Source organism: Sutcliffiella horikoshii, from assembly GCF_044809035.1.
Classification (GTDB): Bacteria; Bacillota; Bacilli; order Bacillales; family Bacillaceae_I; genus Sutcliffiella_A; species Sutcliffiella_A horikoshii_G.
The window spans coordinates 1,228,030-1,246,834 of the sequence record NZ_CP085237.1; the positions used below are offsets into that span (position 1 = coordinate 1,228,030).

Annotated in this window: 12 protein-coding genes; 11 read left to right on the top strand and 1 reads right to left on the bottom strand. The window is 41.3% G+C overall.

The features are described 5' to 3' along the window. The first annotated feature begins 22 nt into the window (after positions 1-22). The 9 genes from LG307_RS06540 to yidC all read left to right on the top strand — a co-directional run bounded on the left by LG307_RS06540 (position 23) and on the right by yidC (position 10,111). A complete protein-coding gene (locus LG307_RS06540) occupies positions 23-2,014 on the top strand; it encodes a S9 family peptidase (RefSeq protein WP_404449164.1) in 1,992 nt (663 codons plus the stop codon). 182 nt (positions 2,015-2,196) lie between these two features. Further along, positions 2,197-2,565, top strand: a complete 369-nt coding sequence (locus LG307_RS06545; protein WP_404449166.1) for a VOC family protein — start codon at positions 2,197-2,199, stop codon at positions 2,563-2,565. Positions 2,566-2,569: 4 nt separating this feature from the next. Next, positions 2,570-3,487 (top strand): aminoglycoside phosphotransferase family protein, encoded by a 918-nt coding sequence (locus tag LG307_RS06550; RefSeq protein ID WP_404449168.1) that lies wholly within the window; start codon positions 2,570-2,572, stop codon positions 3,485-3,487. 101 nt (positions 3,488-3,588) lie between these two features. Further along, positions 3,589-4,194 carry a TVP38/TMEM64 family protein gene (locus tag LG307_RS06555; RefSeq protein ID WP_404449170.1) on the top strand — a complete coding sequence of 202 codons (606 nt, stop codon included), beginning with the start codon at positions 3,589-3,591 and terminating at the stop codon, positions 4,192-4,194. A 113-nt stretch (positions 4,195-4,307) separates the two neighbouring features. Beyond that, positions 4,308-4,832: a signal peptidase I gene (gene lepB, locus LG307_RS06560; RefSeq protein WP_404450395.1), complete on the top strand. Its 525-nt coding sequence runs from the start codon at positions 4,308-4,310 to the stop codon at positions 4,830-4,832. A gap of 100 nt (positions 4,833-4,932) precedes the next feature. After that, positions 4,933-5,670 (top strand): 3-oxoacyl-ACP reductase FabG, encoded by a 738-nt coding sequence (fabG, locus tag LG307_RS06565; RefSeq protein ID WP_404449172.1) that lies wholly within the window; start codon positions 4,933-4,935, stop codon positions 5,668-5,670. Positions 5,671-5,837: 167 nt separating this feature from the next. Further along, positions 5,838-8,894: an efflux RND transporter permease subunit gene (locus tag LG307_RS06570; protein WP_404449174.1), complete on the top strand. Its 3,057-nt coding sequence runs from the start codon at positions 5,838-5,840 to the stop codon at positions 8,892-8,894. A 147-nt stretch (positions 8,895-9,041) separates the two neighbouring features. After that, positions 9,042-9,314: a hypothetical protein gene (locus tag LG307_RS06575; protein WP_404449176.1), complete on the top strand. Its 273-nt coding sequence runs from the start codon at positions 9,042-9,044 to the stop codon at positions 9,312-9,314. A gap of 26 nt (positions 9,315-9,340) precedes the next feature. Beyond that, positions 9,341-10,111 carry a membrane protein insertase YidC gene (gene yidC, locus LG307_RS06580; protein WP_404449178.1) on the top strand — a complete coding sequence of 257 codons (771 nt, stop codon included), beginning with the start codon at positions 9,341-9,343 and terminating at the stop codon, positions 10,109-10,111. Between the two features lie 47 nt (positions 10,112-10,158). On the opposite strand, the gene LG307_RS06585 is transcribed toward yidC, so the two are convergent. Next, entirely contained in the window at positions 10,159-11,301 is a 1,143-nt protein-coding gene (locus LG307_RS06585; protein ID WP_404449180.1) for an MFS transporter, read from the bottom strand. Positions 11,302-11,461: 160 nt separating this feature from the next. On the opposite strand from LG307_RS06585, the gene addB reads away from it, so the two are divergent. Both addB and addA read left to right on the top strand, forming a co-directional pair. Then, on the top strand, positions 11,462-14,977 hold the full coding sequence (gene addB / locus LG307_RS06590) for a helicase-exonuclease AddAB subunit AddB (protein ID WP_404449182.1): 3,516 nt from the start codon (positions 11,462-11,464) through the stop codon (positions 14,975-14,977). Further along, the gene (gene addA, locus LG307_RS06595; protein ID WP_404449184.1) at positions 14,974-18,753 is read left to right on the top strand and encodes a helicase-exonuclease AddAB subunit AddA; all 3,780 of its coding nucleotides are present in this window, start codon (positions 14,974-14,976) and stop codon (positions 18,751-18,753) included. Before addB ends, addA begins: the two co-directional genes overlap by 4 nt. The last annotated feature ends 52 nt before the right edge of the window (positions 18,754-18,805 follow it).

Here is an 18,805-nt window from a genome sequence, read left to right on the forward strand (position 1 = left end):
TTTACATAAGGGAGAGATTAATATGACAAAGAGAAAAATAGATTCAACAGATCTGTTTCGTCTAACATCTATCACCGATCCGCAATGGGATAAACATTCCCGTAAATATGCGTTTGTGCAGACTACAGTACATGAGGAAGAAAATGAATATCGCTCTACCATTTACGTAGGAGATTTAGAGGGGAACGCGGTACCATTCACATCTGGAAAAGGGAAAGCAACAAGCCCAAGATGGTCTCCGAATGGAAGCAAGCTTGCTTTTGTCTCCAACCGAGACGAGAAAAGCCAACTATATGTTATGCCAGTTAACGGCGGAGAAGCAGAGCAGGTTACCTTCTGTAAAAATGGTGCAAGAGGGCCAGTCTGGTCACCATGCGGAACGAAAATATTGTTTAGTACTTCTGTAGAGAGTGCGGATGATTTGCATACTACCAGCTCTAAAAGTGAGGAAAAGAAAAAGCCTGAGCCTCTTGTAGTAGAAAAAATGCGTTACAAGTCCGATGCTAAGGGGTTTTTAGACAACAAAAACGATCATCTTGCACTATTGGATTTGAAAACAAAGGAAGTAAGTCTTCTCACAGAAGGAGACAGGGATTATGGAACTGCTACATGGTCGCCTGATGGAACAAAAATTGCTTTTGTAGCAAATCTTGAAGAGAATCCAGATGTTTCTTTGGTTTCAGATGTTTATGTAATGGATGTTCAGTCAAAAGAAAAAAAGAAAATTACTCACAGCAATGGTTTCTTCTCTACAATTTCCTTCTCACCAGATGGGCAGTACCTAGGTTTTCTAGGACATGAAAAAGAGTTTCAAAGTGCGACATTGACTCGTGTATGGGTGACACAGATTGCAACAGGTGAAACTCATTGCCTAACAGAGAACCTTGATGTGGAGGTTGGGGACGTTGCAATTGGCGATCTCCATTCCGGTAATGTGAATCCTGGACTTATGTGGACAGAAGAGAGTGAAGGTTTCTATTTCTTAATGAGTGACCAAGGTGCTACTGGAATCTACTTTGGTTCTTTGGACGGTTCCATGTATCCAATTCACCTCCCGGATGAGCATGTATATGCAGTAAGCATGCTTACAGATACCCATGAGGCGATTGTAGGAGTAAGCAACTCTAAAGATCCAGGGGAACTTTACCACCTTGATTTCCGTTCCCAAACACGAACACAATTGACTAAAGTCAATGAAGCTTGGAAAAATGAAGTAGAGTTGAGTGTAGCAGAACCTATCCGCTATAAAGCACCGGATGGTTGGGATTTGCATGGCTGGATCATGAAACCTGCAGGATTTGAAGAAGGAAAGAAATATCCGACAATCTTGGAGGTACATGGCGGCCCTCATGCCATGTATGCCAATACGTATTTCCATGAGTTCCAAACATTGACGGCACAAGGTTTCGTTGTGCTATTTACTAATCCGCGAGGAAGTCACGGTTATGGTCAAGAATTTGTTGATGCGGTGCGCGGTGATTACGGTGGCAAGGATTATCTTGATGTCATGGCTGCAATGGATTATGCCCTTGAAACATTTGACTTTATCGATGAAAAGAATCTAGGAATTACAGGGGGAAGTTATGGAGGTTTCATGACAAACTGGGTGGTCAGTCACACTGACCGTTTCAAAGCAGCTGTCACACAACGCTCCATTTCAAACTGGCTGAGCTTTTATGGTGTCAGTGACATTGGTTACTACTTCTCTGAATGGGAAGTGAAAGGGGATATGGGAGAAAAAGTCGATAAGCTTTGGGACCATTCTCCAATCAAATACGTGAGCAATGTCAATACGCCACTGCTAATCCTGCACGGTGAAAGAGATTACCGTTGTCCAGTAGAGCAAGCAGAGCAGCTTTTCATTGCCTTAAAACAACAGGGGAAGACGACTAAGTTAGTCCGTTTCCCGGGTGCAAACCATGAGCTTTCCAGAAGCGGGGATCCAGCTCTTCGCATTCACAGACTGGAGCATATCAAGAACTGGTTTGTGGAGTACTTAGAAGGTGCGAAGTAAATAAGTAGATGCAGGCGGGGCTCTTCCTTTTGGGAGAGCTTCGTTTTACTGAAAGGCTCTATTTGAAATAAGGCCCGACAGGACATATTAGCAGAAAATTAGGTTTTGGCATCAACTCGAGTTCTTTTGGCACGAACTTGCTAGAAAGCTTTCCAAAATTAATATAAGGGGGATATACTCACATGATAAAAGGTCTTGATCACATTGTTTTATTTTGCAAAAATACGGAAAGTTCCAAGGAGTGGTACAGAAAAGCAGGTTTTCAATACTCACACGGTTATGACGGAATGCACTGGTTCCACTTAGGAAGCGGACTGGTAATGCTTCATCCAGCAGATGAAACGAATCCCGGTATAACAGAGGTGCATGTAGCAGTTGAGAATGTTAATAAGTTATTCCAACTTGTCACAGAAAATGGCCTTACCCCAATAGACCATCAGAACGGCAATAGAACGCTAACTGAACCTATAACTCGTCCATGGGGGGACGTCCAGTTTGAATTGAATGATCCAGATGGTCACCGTTGGGCATTCTCGCAAAGGGGAGAATAAAGTAATGGTAATTCTCCCGTCCAATTATATCCAAACAATTAGGAACATACATAAAGAAGAGGGAGAGGCTTGGCTGGGGAATTTGGACTCGCTGATACATTATTGCGAGGAAAAGTGGAGTCTGAAGGTCCTCCCTCCCTTTGACCTTTCGTATAATTTTGTGGCTCCTGCCGAGAAAAAGGATGGTGGCAAGGTTGTCCTGAAACTCTCTGTCCCGACGAAGGAGTTCTATTCTGAAGTGGAAGCGTTAAGATACTTTGCTGGAGAGGGAATGGTCGAGATCATAGACACTGAAGTCGAAAAAGGAATATTGATTTTGGATCACCTAATTCCAGGTGATACGCTGGCAACACTGGGGGATGATACAAAAGCAACAGAGATTGCTGCGGATATTATGGAATCATTGTGGGTAGCTGAAACAACAGCTTCCAATCTCCCTCAGGTTGAAGAAAGAGAGCAAAGCCTCATAAATTTTTTCAAAGCAAACCCGACAGGTAAAGCTCCTATTACACAAGATCTTCTTCAAAGTGCCATGCAAACATTCCGAAGCTTGCTGGACGAACAGGAGGATAGGTATATATTGCATGGAGACCTGCACCATTACAATATTTTAAGAGCGGAAACATCCTGGATGGCCATCGACCCTAAAGGATTGGTAGGGGAAAGGGAATATGATACGATTCAATTCCTTTTAAACAATCTTCCAGAAGATAATTTGGAAGAAATCTTATCAAAGCGAATTGCCATTCTCAAAAAGAAATTAAACCTGAATGAAAGAAGGGTCCTTGCCTGGGGCTTCGCACATTCTGTACTTTCCATCTGTTGGTCGTTGGAGGACGGAGAAGAATACAGTGTGCCTTTTTATAAAAGTATATTTGTATTCGAGAAATTACATAATGAAAAGTTTGGCTGTTTAACATAGGAAAAAACAGTTTCTTTTAAAATGAGGTTATTTAATGGGACAATAAAGGAATAATTAGTACAATAGAGAAAGATGACTCGCATAGAAGTGGAGATAGTGGAATGGAATTTATAGAATATATAAAAGAATTGCTGACAATGGAGAATCTACTGGAGGTTTTGGAAGAGTATCAATCGTTTGGGCCACTACCTGGTTTCTTGTTGGTGGTGCTGGAAGCCTTTCTTCCTTTTCTCCCTTTAATTGTAATCGTCATGGCAAATGCTGCTGCTTTTGGTCTTTGGTTGGGGTTTTTAATTTCATGGTCAGGGTCTGTGGTAGGAGCTGTAATTGTTTACTATTTTGTACATAAACTGCAAAGAAGCCGTAGAATACAAGCTTTGCTTAGAAAAGAAAAAATCAGGAAAATGATGTCTTGGATTGAGAGACATGGCTTCGGCCCTATATTTTTCTTATTATGTTTTCCATTTACACCGTCGTTTTTAATTAATGTGGTAGCAGGACTTTCAAAAATAAAATTCTATCAGTTTTTTCTAGCGCTGGTAGCTGGGAAAATGGTCATGATTTTCACCATCAGCTATATTGGGTATGATATCATTTCCTTTATTCGTGCGCCGATTAAAACAGCCATTGCAATCACCATTATGTTGATATTATGGTTTATCGGCAAAAAGGTAGAACTTCGACTGCAGCTGTCAGGAGAAAAATAAACAATTGTTTGTAAAGATTCAGTATATTATGATAATATTAGAAGTACAAAAGACCTAGATAGAAATTCGGGGGTTATGACTTGAAAGAAAAGATCACAAAACGTAAATCAGCAATGAAATGGTTGGTTGTCACATTCCTTTTGGTGCTTATGATTCGTGCGCTTTTCTTTTCTAACTATATTGTGGAAGGGCATTCCATGAATCCTACATTGGAGCAAGGAAACTTCCTCATGGTCAATAAAATGGTATACTCCTTTACCAAACCGGAACGCTTTGATGTCGTTGTTTTTCAACAAGAAGATACAGATACCCATTACGTAAAAAGAGTCATTGGGTTGCCAGGCGATGAAATTGAATACAAACAGGATATGCTCTATGTAAACGGAGAGCTTGTGACAGAGCCTTTTATCTCTCCAGAGCGCTTAAAAATCTTTGGCGGTAATTTTACAGGGGATTTTTCCCTTGAAGAATTGACGGGAGAAGAAGTTGTACCAAAAGGACATGTGTTTGTAATAGGGGATAACAGATTAAACAGTCTTGATAGCAGACATTTTGGTTTTGTAAAAATTGAAGACATCGTCGGAAAAGTCCATGTCCGTTACTATCCCTTCGACGAATTCAATACCACCTTCAAATAAAGAACAGATTTCAATGGGAGATCTGTTCTTTTTACATTTCTTTTATAAAAACAGTATAATTAAAAGAGATTTAATTTTCAGAAATAACAGGGGGATGGCTATGAGATTAGAAGGAAAAGTTGCAATCATCACGGGAGCAGCCAACGGGATTGGGTTGGAAGCTGCACAAGTATTCTTAAAAGAAGGGGCAAAAGTAGCCCTTGTCGATTATGATGCAACTACTGGGGAGAAAAGGGTTGCAGAGCTTCAATCAAAAGGGGAAGCGGCATTCTACCAAGTGGATGTATCTAACGAATCACAGGTGGTAGAAATGGTATCGATGGTCAAAGAAAGATTCGGCAAGATCGACATCTTAATCAACAATGCAGGGATAACAAAAGATAACATGCTCTTGAAAATGAGTGGCGAAGACTTTCAAAAAGTGATGGATGTCAATGTGAATGGAGTGTTTAACTGTACACAGGCAGTCGTTCCTTATATGCTTGAGAACGGCAAAGGGAAAATCATCAACACGTCCTCTGTGAGCGGTATTTATGGAAATGTTGGACAAACCAATTATGCTGCATCTAAAGCTGCTGTGGTGGGTATGACCAAATCATGGGCAAAGGAATTCGGCCGAAAAAATATTAATGTGAATGCAGTAGCCCCGGGGTTTGTGGAAACTGGGATGGTAGAGACTATACCGGAAAAGATGATCCAAACGATGCTTCAGTTAGTACCGTTACAACGACTTGGGAAGCCGAGTGATGTTGCGAATGCTTATCTGTATCTGGCATCCGATGAATCAGATTATGTAAATGGTACGGTTCTCCATGTTGACGGCGGAATTATGATGTAAACAATAGGTAAAAGCAAACTAGGTGCAAATTAGTGCCTAGTTTTTATTTTGGACAAAGACTTTCTAAACAAAGCATATTCATCCTTGCCAATAGGGATATCGACACCGTATGATGAACTCAGGCTAAATAGTCAAATTTGAATAATTGAGTATGGGAGGACATCCAGGTGTTTAATGCGCTTATTAAAAAGCCAAAAGTAACATTAATATTTTTATTATTATTGGTGGTCATCGGTTCATTGACCTATTTTCAAATACCAAAACGTGAGATTCCGGAAATCTCTCTTAATGTAGGAACCATCACGACCGTGTATCCGGGGGCTGCGCCGAACGTAGTCGAACGTGATATTACCACCCCGCTTGAAAAGGAATTATTGGATATCGACGGGATGGACAGTGTCACTTCTGTCTCAGGATTAGGGGTTTCCAATATAGTCATGGAACTTACAGATGATGCAGACAGGGATAAAGTATTCTCCCTTGTGCAGCAAAAGGTGTCTGATGTAAGCCGGGAGTTCCCGGAAGACGCATTTGAACCAACTATCAACACAGACATCCAAATGGGAGTAATTGCTTCCTACCATTTATTAAATGAAGATCGCGCAGTATTATTGGAGCAAAAGGATATTATTGATAGCTGGATTCCTCAATTGGAAGATATTGATGGTGTTCGAAAGGTAACAGTAAAAGGGTTGGAAGAGTCGAGCTATACGCTTAACCTTGATTCCGAAAGCATGGAAGAAGAAAGAGTACTGCTTCCGGATGTCATAACAGCCATCCAAAACGAACTTCAAATAACGCCGCTCGGCAGTCAGCAAGAAGGAAATCAAATTTCTCAGCTGACATTTGAGCACATTGAAAATATGGAAGAAGTAGAAGATGTTTTTCTGAAAAAAGATGAGGAAGGGAACTCCCTATATGTTGGGGATGTTGCAAGCTTAACGCAAATTCCTACAGAGCAGGAAGATTTTATTTCGTACAATGGAACACCTGCTATTTCCTTGACAATTATGCAGGAAAAAGGAGTAGATATTCCAACATTGCATGCAAAAGTGGATGCAGAAATGGAACGACTATCTCAAGAGTTGCCTGAAGAAGTGGAAATGGATCTTTACTATACACAAAATGACATTGTCTCGAAAATATTTAAGGATTTGGGGATTTCCTTTTTAATCTCCATCCTAGCCGTCGTGTTAATAACGTTTGTTGGATTAAATGCTGTTTCTGCCATCCTAGTGGCAATCTCCATTCCAATATCTATTGCACTTGGATTAATTCCGCTGCCATATGCAAACGTGGATTTAAACCAGATTTCCATCATCGGAATCATCATTGCGCTAGGAATATTGGTGGATGACGCCATTGTGGTGAACGACAATATTCAAAGGCGTTATCAACTAGGAGACAGTCCCCTTCAAGGCGCTATTAAAGGAACGAAAGAAGTTCGCGTTTCCATTATTACGTCCACATTGGCCATTGTATTTACATTCTTGCCATTGACGTTCCTAGGTGGTCCGAACGGTGCCTTCATTTCCGCATTGCCGACCGTTTTGATTGCTACCATCATCGGTTCCACCATTGTTGCTTTGACTATAGTGCCGATATTTATGGCATGGCGTCAAAAGAAGAAGAAGCGAAATAAAGTGAAAGATGGAATTTTAGGATCACAGATAGAAAAAGTAAGTGATTGGTACAGCTCCAAAATATTGACTAAAGTAGTGAAAAGACCTCTTCTGACAGGTCTTGCCGTTCTTGTTTTCTGTACAGCGAGTTATGCGCTAGTCCCATTCATTCCAGTCGTTTTCTTCCCTAGCGCAGACAGAGAAGAAGTGACTGTATCTGTAACATATCCTGCAGGAACGCCACTAGAAGAGACGGAATCAAGGCTTGAAGAAATGGAAGACACCATTAAAACAGATGAAGCAGTTTATGAAACCACTATTTTTGCAGGGAGCGGTGAACCTGGAATATTCGGAAGTACCCTTTCCAATTCAGGTGAAAACACCGGTCAAATAGTAATTAGAGTGGATCGGGAACAGCAATCTGCTGCAGACACCATTGCAAAATGGCAACCACAACTGCGCGATGACAACCCTGATGCGATTGTGATGCTTTCTACAATTGAAGCGGGGCCACCTGTTGGAGCGCCGATTGCTTTAACGGTTGTCGGGGATGATATTGATGAGTTAATGAATTCAGTAAATGGAATGAAAGAAGAGATTGAGAGCTTGGAAGGAAGCGGAGCAGTCATTGATGATGTGGGATCTTCACAACCTACCGTCAACTATGTTCCAAATAGGGAAGAGATGGAAGAGCATGGCATCACCTCCCAAGAAATAAGCAACCAAATCAGACTTGTTACAGAGGGTATTCCTGTTGGTTCTTATGAAGCAGGACTTGAAAGGGAAACATTAACCATTGTTCAGGATCTTGTGGAAGAAGGCGCAACCATTGACTTAGAGGCTTTGGAGTTGCCAAGTAAAACGGAAACAACCGAGTTTGGTGCACCGGTTCTTGTTCCTCTTTCTGAGTTGGTGGAGGTGGAAGAAACAGAAGTGTTGCCTCTGATTCCACATAAGGATGGAGACCGAACCATTACAGTACGTGTATATCCAGGAGAAGATGATAAACAGAAGCTAGAAGCGGAAGTAAAAGATATTGCTGCTTCCTATGAATCAGATAGTATTTCCGTTTCTGTTGGTGGAGAATCATCTGCTAGAAGTGACTTCTTCATAGAAGTTGGAAAGCTATTCTTGATTGTTATTTTCCTAATCTATATTCTGATGGTAGTCCAATTTAATTCATTAAGACTTCCATTATTGATTATGAGTTCTGTCTACCTCGCCATTTCGGGTGCGGTAATCGGACTATTCATTACCCAAACTGGCCTAGGATTTATGGCAATGATGGGGATTGTATCGCTTGCGGGAATTGTAGTACGTAATGCTACAGTATTCATCGAGTTCATGGAGTCTCGCTTGCAGGAAGGTGCCACACTAACTGAAGCAGTTTTAGATTCAGGAAAAGCGAGATTGAGACCGGTTGTACTGACGGCGTTTACGTCGATTGCAGCATTGCTGCCAATTGCATTCAGTGGTGATGTATTATTTACTCCACTGGCAATCTCTATTATTTCCGGTATCTTCTTCTCTACCTTCTTTACATTGCTGTTTGTTCCGGCATTCTACATTGTGATTAAACGTAAAAAGGTACAAGAAGCATAATAATTAACAAAAAGATACACCTAGCAATTATTGCAGACTAGGTGTATCTTTTTATTGTAGGGATATACTTTTAATGAAACATTATTATTCTCCAATCGTACAAGTAGTAACTACTATACTTTTGTTAAAAAGGTGAATGCATATCTTATGGAATTTTATCTTGATATTTTACTATATGCCCCATATGTAACAGCTGCCGTCCTTTGCCTTTTGACGTTCTGCTTTTTCGTGGATTCCAAATACCTGGTCTATCAACATAACAGTTATTCCACAACTTTGGATCTTGAAACGAATAAACTGCAGTCGATTATCGGTAAACGAAGAAGGCTTATTACATTTATCTATAGAAAACGGCCAACAAAAGAAACAACCTTGGATGAAGAGGATTCCTCCGTCTACTTTGCATACATGAATCGCTAATCTTGTAAAAAGTAGGAGGAATTTCAATGAGGAAGTTTTGGACAGTTAGTGTAATAATATTTTTATTGGCATTATTAACAGGTTGTAACATGAGTGAGCCTATTACGGCAGATAGTTCGGGAGTATGGAATCACTATTTTGTCTATCCTTTGTCCCTGGCATTGACGACTGTGGCAGATTGGACAGGCGGAAGCTTTGGTATATCCATCATCATCGTTACCATTGCCATTCGCACCCTAATTTTGCCCCTAGCGTTAAAACAACAAAAAAACATGCTTGCCATGCAAAAGCTAAAGCCGGAAATGGAAGCATTGCAAAAGAAGTATAAAGACAAGAAAAAACCAGATGATCAAAAAGAAATGCAAAAAGAACTGATGGCATTATATCAGACGCACAAAGTGAACCCTGCCGCGGGTTGTTTTCCAATGTTGATTCAGATGCCTGTGATCATGGCCTTCTATTATGCAATCGGCAGAACGACGGAAATAGCCGAGCATTCCTTCTTTTGGGTAAGCCTTGGTCAGCCGGATCCATTCTATATCCTACCTGTTGTGGCAGCTATCACGACATTCATCCAAACAAGAGTCACGCTTACAGATGACATACAGCCGCAGATGAACATGGTCATGAACATCATCCCGGTGTTTATTTTAATTGCCGGATTGACTTTGCCTTCTGCGTTGGCGCTATATTGGGTGATAGGAAATTTATTTGGAATTGGACAAGGACTCTATTTGAAAAAACGAATGAAAACGTTGAAGCAGATGGAAGAAACAACTGCCGTTCCGAGCACATAAAAGGATGAAACCTCTAACCTCCTCTTTAAAGGGAAGTTGGAGGTTTTTTACGCATCTCTTCTGATTCCCAATATTAAAATAGCATTCAGTAAAAACCATATCCCTAAAAAAGCCAAGACTGTTAGAAACGAAAAGTTATGGCTTATGATAGGGCTAACCGCAGTGCCAATCAATAAAGTGAAAGAATACAAAGAGATGGCGCTTCCTCGGTGTTTACTGCCTAATATCCCAATATGTGTGATGATAGCCGGAAGAAAAAACGAAATGGCAGCAACATAAATAACCGATAAAGCACCTATCACAAATAAATTTTCATAAAACACTATAATAGAGAAGAACGAAAAGGAAATGCATAAAGAACACACAAGAAGTAAACGCTTGGAGCCGATGGTCCGCATCAATAGTTGAGAAAAGAGACAAGAAACAGTACCAATAAGCCCAATCGAACGTACCAATAAAAATGATTGATCAGGAAACGCTTGGGATAAGAATTGAAAAAGACTATCATAAAATGTCACGAAAGAAAGCAGCAAGGAAAAAACAATCAGGTATAGAATCCTTAAATCCCTGTCCGCCAAAAGGGTTGAAAAGTGTCTCCAAGGTTTTTCTCCTATGTTAATGGATGTTTTGGATGGACTTAAGATGAAGAGCGCAAATAAAAATAGCAGAAAGTAAAAAAGGGAAAAGAAAACAAATACGGCTTCCCATTGATAATTACCCAATATGAATTCACTTATCATTGGTCCGAAAATGCCGGAAAGCAGAAATCCTGCATTTATAAGAGATATGGTAAAGGTTCGCAATGACTGGGAGAAGTGATCAAAGCAATAGGCGAAAGCGACAGGAGCAAAGCAACCGAGGGTAAACCCTTGAATGGAACGGGCAATGTATAAGTGAGAAATATTCGTGGATTGCGCGATAAGTACAGTGGCTAGAGCGGAAAACGAAAAACCATAACCAATAATATTCTTTCTGCCGAATCTATCAGATAACGGCCCGAACATCAGGAGTCCTATTGCATAGAAGATGCTAAAGAAACTGCTGGCCAGAATTACTTTTTGTTTGGGAACATTCCACTCCAAGCTAATCGGATCATAAAGTGGAATTAATGTGTAAAGGCTACAGACCACTAAAAAGCCCATAACAATTAATAATGTTGCTGAAAAATAATGGTTTTTTCTTCGTTCCATTTGCGGTCACCTGCCCATTTTACCTTATGCAATGGGTGTTTGGCCGGTTCCATTCTCAAAAGTAACCCGTTGGCAATAATAGTAGTTTTTCAGTACAATAGAATAAGAAGAACATAAGTACGTATTATTTTTTTGGAATTGAGAAAATGGGGGATATCTTGTGTCTATACGATTTTTAATAGGACGAACAGGCAGCGGGAAAACAACCTGGTGCAACGAACAAATTCTTCATATGCTTAGAGAAGACCCACAAGGTTCGCCAGTTGTCTACCTTGTGCCGGAACAGATGACTTTTCAATCAGAATACAGGATCGTTCAGTCACCTGATGTAAAGGGCATGATACGGGCACAAGTATTCAGTTTTACTCGCCTGGCATGGAGAATCTTGCAGGAAGTCGGCGGTATCAGCCGTTTTCATATCGATCAGACAGGAATTCATATGTTGCTTCGGAAGGTAATTGAAGAACACAAAAGTAAGTTCCATGTGTTTGGGAAGTCTGCCGAGCAGTTCGGATTCATTGAACAAATGGAAAGTATGATTACAGAGTTCAAACGTTATTGCGTCACACCTGAACTTTTGCAAGAAGAAATCAATCGGGTTGGGGAAGACGCATCCATTTCTCAACATGAAAAAATGCTAGCCAAAAAGCTGACTGATATTCTTGTTGTCTATCGTCACCTAGAAGAAACGTTGGAAGGAAAATATCTGGACGGAGAAGATTACTTACAGCTATTGGCGGAAAAAATACCAAGTTCGAGCTATATCCAACAAGCAGATATTTTCATTGATGGCTTTCATAGTTTTACACCGCAGGAATTAGAAGTATTAAAGGAATTAATGAAACATGCAAACTCGGTCACGATTGCCTTGACTGCTGATAAACCATATGACGAGGAAGCTCCATATGATCTCCATCTGTTCAGGGAGACAGGGACGACCTATCAAAAGCTGAGAGAGATTGCATTAGAAGAAGGGTGCATTCTAGAAGAGCCAGAGGTATTAAAAGGTACACCACGCTTTCAACACGCTGATTCTTTGCGGCATATGGAACAGTATTTTGATGTTCGTCCAACAGTCGTCTATCCGGAAAAGGCTGATGTATCTATTTTACAAGCAGTCAATCGCAGAGCGGAAATAGAAGGAATTGCGAGGGAAATCGTCTCGCTTGTCAGAGATAAAGGAAATCGGTATAAAGATATAGCTGTCATTGTCAGGAATGCCGAATCTTATATAGATTTGGTCAATACCGTTTTCAAAGATTATGACATCCCCTTTTTCGTCGATCAAAAGCGAACGATGCTTCATCATCCGTTGGTCGAGTTACTCCGCTCAAGCCTTGAAGTGATTTCAAGAAACTGGCGATATGAATCTGTTTTTCGTTGTGTAAAGACGGATTTCTTTTACTCGCTCGATCAAGATATGCATGTGTTGCGGGAAAAGACGGACAAGCTGGAAAACTATTGCCTTTCTTACGGAATACAGGGGAATAGATGGACTGCGACTGAGCCGTGGAAATACCGCCGCTTTTTTAGTGTGGATACAGAAGGGCCATATGTGCAAACCGATGAAGAGATTGCTTATGAAAAAGAAATTAATGAACTAAGAGAGATGATTGTAGAACCGCTTTATATGCTTCAAAAGCGCTGGAAAAAAGCAAAGTCAATAGATGGATATTGCAAAGCACTTTATGAATATATGGAAGATTTAAAGATTCCGCAAAAACTGGAAGCAAGAATGAAAAAAGCGGAGGAAGAAGGCAATCTTTCCGTTGCAAAAGAAAACGAGCAGGTTTGGAAAGCTATTATTCAAATGCTTGATCAGATGGTCGAACTGATAGGGGACCATCCCATTTCGTTATCCATGTTTATGAGAATGGTGGAAAGCGGATTGGAAAGCCTGCGTTTTAGCCTGGTGCCACCAGCCATTGATCAGGTCATTGTTGCAAACTTTGATTTATCACGTTTGACAGATATTAAGCACAGCTTTGTGATTGGTGTGAATGATGGAGTGATTCCAGCCAAGATCAAAGACGAAGGGTTTATATCAGAAGAAGAAAGAGAACTGTTGGCCAACTACGGAATGGAGCTTGCGCCGACCAGCTTGGAAATGCTGCTTGATGAACATTTTCTTGTTTATTCGTCTTTTTTAAGTCCTTCCCACCACTTGTATATAAGTTATGCACTGGCGGACGAAGAAGGAAAAACACTTCTTCCATCTTCTTATATCAAGCGTCTGAAGGAAATGTTTCCGTTCCTTGAAGAGAAGTTGTTGCTAAACGAACCTGCTGAGCAAACAAGTGAAGGGCAGCTAAAGTATATCCATACTCCATCGACAACGCTATCCAACTTGGCGGTTCAGCTTCAAGCTTGGATTAAGAAATATCCAGTCGAACCAATATGGTGGGATGTATACAATACGTTGTTAGAAAAGGAAGAATGGCAGGATAAAACCGAGCAGGTCTTACAAAGCTTGTTCTATAAAAATGAAGCGAAAAAATTGAAGCAAAAAGTCAGCAGGGAGCTGTACGGTAATTTCATGGAGGCAAGTGTGTCGAGAATGGAGAAATTCAGTGCATGTGCCTTTTCTCATTTCGCATCACATGGTTTAAAGCTGAAGGAGAGAAAAATCTACCGATTGGAAGCACCGGATATCGGCCAGCTCTTCCATGCCGCACTCAAGCATATATCGGACAAGCTGCGGCAGAGCGGCAATGATTGGAAGAATCTCACGAAACAAGAGTGTGAAGTGCTAGCAAAGGAAGCTGTCCATATTCTCGCACCGAAGCTGCAAGGGGAGATCCTGCTAAGCTCTAATCGTTTCCATTACATCAAAAAGAAGCTAGAAACCATCATCACTAGAGCCTCCCAAATTTTAAGCGATCACTCAAAAGCGAGCAAATTCACCCCTGTAGGTTTGGAACTAGGCTTTGGGAAGCAAGAGGAATTGCCTCCTATCCAAATCAACTTGCCTAATGGTGTGACGATGGAGCTTGTTGGCCGAATTGACAGAGTGGATAAAGCGGAAGGAAGCAATGGATTATTGCTTCGTATCATCGATTATAAATCTAGCAACAAAGCGCTTGACCTGACGGAAGTTTATTATGGCTTGGCCTTACAAATGCTGACTTATCTCGATATAGTCATTTCTCATTCGAAAGGATGGCTTGGAAGTGAAGCTACTCCGGCCGGTGTCTTGTATTTTCATGTTCACAACCCAATGATTAAAACAAACGGAATGAAACCGGAAGATATCATTGAAGAAGAAATCTTTAAGAGCTTCAAAATGAAAGGACTTCTTATAGGGGACGAAGAGTCTGTAAAGCTAATGGATCAGACGCTAGAGACCGGACACTCCAAAATAGTGTCTGCTGCTCTGAAAAAGAATGGCGGTTTTCAAGCGAACTCCTCGATTGCCAGTGAAGAAGAATTCAACCAGCTCAGGACGTATGTCAGAAAAACGTTTGAAGAGATTGGGATGAAAATATCTGAAGGGGAAACAAGCATTGCTCCTTACAAACTGAAGAATCAGACGCCATGTACGTTCTGTTCTTTTAAATCGTTTTGTCAATTCGATACTTCACTTGATGAGAACGAATATAGAGTGTTGTCAACCATTCCGAAAAATGAGGTCATTGCTTCCATGAAATCTAAGATAGAAGGGGGAGAGGAATCATGAGTATGGAGCTTCTTCCAAAACCAACAGATGCCCAGTGGACGGATGATCAATGGAAAGCGATTGTCGCCTCGGGGAGAGACATATTAGTAGCAGCAGCAGCGGGTTCAGGTAAAACAGCTGTTCTTGTTGAACGGATGATTCATAAGATTGTCGAGGAGCATGTAGATGTGGACAGGCTCCTTGTCGTAACATTTACCAATGCGTCAGCAGCAGAAATGCGTCATAGGATTGGCGAGGCACTAGAAAAGCAGTTGGAAAAAAAGCCGGCCTCGCTGCATTTACGCAGACAATTAAGTTTATTAAATCGAGCTTCCATTTCTACGATTCACTCCTTTTGTCTGGAAGTGGTCCGAAAATATTATTATATGATCGATATAGATCCAAGCTTTCGTATTGCCGATACGACGGAGATTCAATTAATGCAGGAAGAGGTTCTAGAAGGTGTTTTTGAAGAAGAGTACGGAAAAGAAGACAATGACTTATTCTTTGAACTGGTCGACCGCTACACAAATGACCGTTCTGATGGAGCCTTGCAAAATCTTGTACTTGATCTTCATGAATTTTCCAGAGCAAATCCAGATCCGGATAAATGGTTGGAAGAGATTGTAATGTTTTATCAATCTACCAGCAAATTTTCTATGGATGAACTTCCTTTCATCTCCACATTAAAAAGAGAGATGAAGCTGCAATTTCTCGGGGCGGAAAGCTTGTTGGAAAAGGCAATGAAGATTACGCTTGAGCCAGGCGGACCTGCTCCGCGCGCGGAAAATGTCGAGCAGGATCTAAGTCAACTTCATAGACTACAAGCAGCCCTTGATTCATCATGGGAAGACTTATATGCAGCCATGCAGGAACTCGATTTCTCAAGGGCTAAAACCTGCCGTGGCGATGATTATGATAAAGAATTGATTGAAAGATGGACCAAGGTTCGTAATGACGCAAAGACGATGGTTCAAGGTATCAAAGATGAACTGTTTTCACGACGGCCGGAGTCTTTCTTGAAAGATCTCGAGGAACTCGCCCCTGTGATGGGTACGCTTGTCGATCTAGTGAAGAAATATGGTCAAGAATTCAGCCTTTTAAAGCAAGATAAAGGATTGGTGGATTTTTCTGACTTAGAGCATCTTTGTCTTAATGTGCTCACAAGCTTTAACGAAGGGAAAATAGAGCGTTCCGAAGCAGCCCTTCGCTATCAATCCACTTTTAAAGAAGTGATGGTAGATGAATATCAAGATACCAATATGGTGCAGGAAGCCATTCTGAAGCTTGTTACGAAGGAAAGCGAAGATACAGGTAACATGTTTATGGTAGGGGACGTAAAGCAATCGATCTATAGATTCCGATTAGCGGAACCGTTTCTATTCTTAAGCAAATACAAACGTTTTGATACACAAGGAAGAGCGTCTGGCCTGCGCATTGATCTAAATAAAAACTTCCGTTCACGTCCGGAGGTCCTTGATGCAACCAACTTCATTTTTAAACAAATCATGGGAGAGACTGTTGGGGAAATCGACTATGATGATGATGCGGAACTGAAATTTGGGGCGGCCTATTATCCAGAAGCAACAGACCGTGAATCGGAACTCTTATTGATAGACCGCAGCACATCAGTCTCAGATGATGAGGAACCACAAGAGCTTGAAGAGACTGAGTCTGCAGGAAATACCACTGGTTTTGATAAGGTAGAACTAGAGACAGCACAAGTGGAAGCGAAAATGATTGCTCAGAAAATAAAGCATCTTATTCAGTCTGGCTATGAAATCTATGATAAGGATCGAAAAGTGATGCGCCCTGTCACCTATAGGGATTTTGTCATCCTGATGCGCTCGATGCCATGGGCTCCTCAATTCATGGAGGAATTCAAGCAAGAAGGCCTTCCGTTATATGCAAACTTGAGCACGGGATATTTCGAGGCAACAGAAGTAGCTATTCTAATTTCGTTATTGAAAATCATTGATAATCCATATCAAGATGTGCCATTGGCATCTGTGTTAAGGTCGCCGATTGTCGGTCTTGATTCCAATGATTTGGCCACTATTCGTATTCAACAAAAAAGAGGGTCCTATTACGAAGCGTTAATGACATTTTTGGACAAGGCTCCAGACACGATCGAGGAACAAGAGTTAGCAAAAAAAATCCGGTTATTTTATCAGATGCTACAAACTTGGCGGACAGCTGCGCGAGAAGGTGCATTGTCCGAGCTGATATGGCAGATCTATCAGGACACTCATTTCTTTGATTTTGTTGGGGGGATGCCAGGCGGCAAGCAGCGCCAGGCAAATTTAAGAGCACTGTATGACCGTGCAAGACAATATGAGTCCACCTCTTTCCGCGGGTTGTTCCGATTCTTGCGTTTTATCGAGAGGATGCAGGAGCGAGGAGAAGACCTTGGCGCAGCAAGAGCCCTTGGAGAGCAAGAGGATGTGGTAAGGCTGATGACCATTCACTCCAGTAAAGGTCTGGAGTTTCCGATTGTCTTTGTTGCAGGTCTTTCCAGACAGTTCAATATGATGGATCTAAACAACAGTTATCTGTTAGATAAAGAGCTTGGATTTGGTTCTAAATATGTTAATGCAAAACTTCGAATCACCTACCCTACCATCTTGCAGCTGGCATTGAAACGAAAAGCCAAGGCACAGCTTATCGCTGAAGAAATGCGTGTATTGTACGTAGCACTCACCAGGGCAAAAGAAAAATTATACCTGGTCGGAACGGTAAAGGACTTTGAGAAGTCACAGCTGCTGTGGAGTGAACATGTCACACACGATAACTGGCTGTTGCCGGACTATGTACGGGCAGGCGCAAAATCCTATATGGACTGGGTCGGTCCTGCCCTTGTGCGGCATAAGGATGCACAACCGTTGCGAGGAGATAGTCCTATCGGTACTAACATGGATGACATCGTTCTTCATCCAACTTCTTGGAAGATATCGGTGACCAATGTGGAACAGTTGTTACAGGGAATAGAAGCGGAAAAAGAAGAAGAAAACCTTCTGTTGGAAAAAGTAAAAAACGGTCAACAGGTTGATATTGAAAGTCCATATAAAGCAAGAGTGATAGAACAGCTGACATGGACCTATCCATATAAAGAAGCTAGTAAGCATCGCTCTAAGCAATCTGTTTCTGAGATAAAAAGAATGAGAGAACAACAAGACCCGTATGCGGCTAACACACTCGTTCAAACAGAGAGAAGGTATTTCCTTGATCGCCCGGCATTCTTGCAAAAGAAAAAACTGTCCCCTTCAGAAATAGGGACAGCGATGCACGCGGTAATGCAAAATATAGACCTTTCAGCAGGAAGCATCGATAGAGATTTTGTTCAAGCGCAGGTCATGGTGATGGTTCAAAAAGAGCTAATCACAGCGGAACAGGCAAAGGTCATTAATTTTGACGGAATTGTATCTTTCTTTTCCACTCCTGTCGGGCAGCGGATGCTACAGGCTGAACATGTTCACAGGGAAGTGCCATTTAGTTTTGCATTGCAAGAAAATGAGTTTTTTGAGCAAAAAGAATTAAAGGATGAGACCATTCTAGTGCAGGGTGTCATTGACTGCCTAGTAGAAGATGAGGAAGGGCTCGTTTTAATCGACTATAAAACAGATACCATCACAGGTAGATTTGATAACGGCTTTGAGGAAGCGGAACGAGTGCTACGCAATCGTTATAAAGACCAAGTGGCGCTGTACGGAAAAGCCGTTGAGGAAATTTGGAAGAAAGAATTGAAAGAGAAATATTTATATTTCTTTGATGGAAATCAATTAGTAAAAATGGATTAATACAAATAGTGGCTCAAGCGGCAAGAATCAGACGAAGTAAAAATTGTTGCTT